The organism is Kitasatospora sp. NPDC093558 (assembly GCF_040683475.1).
Lineage (GTDB): Bacteria > Actinomycetota > Actinomycetes > Streptomycetales > Streptomycetaceae > Kitasatospora.
Genome location: NZ_JBFBDY010000954.1, coordinates 1 through 1,967, shown reverse-complemented (window position 1 = coordinate 1,967; position 1,967 = coordinate 1). Strand labels below are relative to the sequence as shown.

The 1,967-nt window shown below is 71.8% G+C and carries 2 protein-coding genes; both read right to left on the bottom strand.

The genetic code is table 11. The features are described from left to right. Positions 1-235: 235 nt before the first annotated feature. Positions 236-1,150, bottom strand: coding sequence for a signal peptidase I (lepB, locus tag AB0O00_RS37340; protein ID WP_363659140.1), 915 nt, complete (start codon positions 1,148-1,150; stop codon positions 236-238). A gap of 66 nt (positions 1,151-1,216) precedes the next feature. Beyond that, positions 1,217-1,816: a helix-turn-helix transcriptional regulator gene (locus AB0O00_RS37335; protein WP_363659139.1), complete on the bottom strand. Its 600-nt coding sequence runs from the start codon at positions 1,814-1,816 to the stop codon at positions 1,217-1,219. Between the last annotated feature and the right edge of the window lie 151 nt (positions 1,817-1,967).

Below are 1,967 nucleotides of genomic sequence, written 5' to 3'. Positions count from 1 at the left end.
CGCGTGGTGCACCTCGACCGGCTGGTACACCCACTGGACGTCCGGCCCGGCCGGTTCCCCGCCGTCCTCAGGACTGCGCCGACTCTCCACCACGGTTCCGCCTCCCGACCGGACTTGGCCGTCGGCCTCCCGCCGGACGGGCGGCCACGCGGCCAGGCGTGCAGCTCACCCCTCGAACTCTACAGGCGTGTAGAGCTACGCGGGCGGGCTTCCGCACAACCGGTCCGGCGTCACCTCAGCCCTTGCCGCGCGCCCGGCGCCGACGCCGCCACACCGTCAGTGGCACGGCCGCCACGAGTGCAGCGGCACCCGGCACGGACGGCGCCTCCACCGGCGACTGCGACGACTGCGGGGACTGCGGCGACCGCGGCGCGTCCGGCGCGGCGAGGCCCTTCTGGTCGAACGTGTCGGGCACCGGCAGGGTGCTCCAGTGCGGGATCGGCCAGGCGACGACGAAGGCCCGGCCGACGACGTTGTCCACCGGGACGAAGCCGTCGCCGGTCTCGTTGTGGTGCGGACGGGAGTCGCGCGAGTTGTTCCGGTGGTCGCCCATCACCCACAGGTGGTCCTTGGGGACGGTCACGACGCCGACCGGGTCGTTGTCGCAGGGCGTGGAGCCGGGGAAGATGTACGGCTCGTCCAGCGCGACGCCGTTGACCTTCACCGGGCCGCCCTTCTTGCACTCGACGGTGTCCCCGCCGACCGCGATCACCCGCTTGATCAGGTCCTTCTCGTCCGCCGAGGGCATCAGGCCGACGGTGCTCAGCACCTTCTGGACGGTGCCCATGACGGAGCCGCCGGACTGCTTCGGCGCTCCCTCCAGCCAGCCGCCCGGGTCGCGGAAGACGACGACCTCGCCGCGTTCGGGCTTCGCGCCGAACCAGGGGGTGAACTTGTCGACGAGCACCCGGTCGCCGATGTCGAGGGTCTGTTCCATGGAGCCGGACGGGATCGAGAAGGCCTGGACGAAGAAGGTCTTGATGCCGAGCGAGAGCAGCAGGGCGATCACGAGGAGGATCGGCAGCTCCTGCCAGAAGGGCCGCTTCTTCCGTTCTTTGCCCCGTCCCTTGCCCTGTTCCTCCTCCGTTCCCCCGGCTCCCTCTCCGGCCCCGCCGCTGTCACCGGTCTCCGTGCTCTGCTGGACACTCATCTCCTCGGCCCCTCCCACGGCCTGCGGGAGTCCGGAACGGAAACCCCCCGCTGTCAGGAAACGAACCTACCGAACAGAGGTTCCCGGGCGCGCCCTGACGTGGATGCGCTCGCCCTGCGGCCCGAACAGGCTGAGGAACTCCACCGGCTGCGGACCGGCGTTGCCGAAGGCGTGCGGGGTGCGGGTGTCGAACTCCGCGGCCTCCCCGGCGCCGAGCTCGATGTCGTGCGGACCGAGCAGCAGCCGCAGCCGCCCGGACAGTACGTACAGCCACTCGTAGCCCTCGTGCACCTTCAGTTCCAGTCCGGGTCCGGTCCCGTGCCCCGGCGGCATGACGTGCTTGTAGGCGTGCAGCCCGCCCAGGTGGCGGGTGAGCGGCACGATCGTCTGCCCGTTCCTGGTCACCGGGCGCGGGTGGATCCGCGGGTCGCCGGTGGCCGGCGCGCCGACCAGTTCATCCAGCGGCACCCGGTACTCGCGCGCCAGCGGCAGCAGCAGCTCCAGCGTCGGCTTCCGCTGCCCCGACTCCAGCCGGGACAGCGTGCTGAGCGAGATCCCGGTGGCCGCCGCCAGCTTGGCCAGCGTCGTCCCGCGCTCCCGCCGCAACGCGCGCAGCCGGGGGCCCACGGTGTTCAGGACATTCTCGAAATCCGCGTCGTCGCCCATACCCGCCATTCGCCGCCACGGCAAGGCGCTTTGTCAAACCGGCACAGCGAGGCACGGCGGATCCGATGGCGCCGACGCCGAGGGGCCCGGTGACGGTCGTTCGCCACCGGGCCCCTCGGGCAGTGCCGACCTGGCTCCTCGGGAAGTGCCA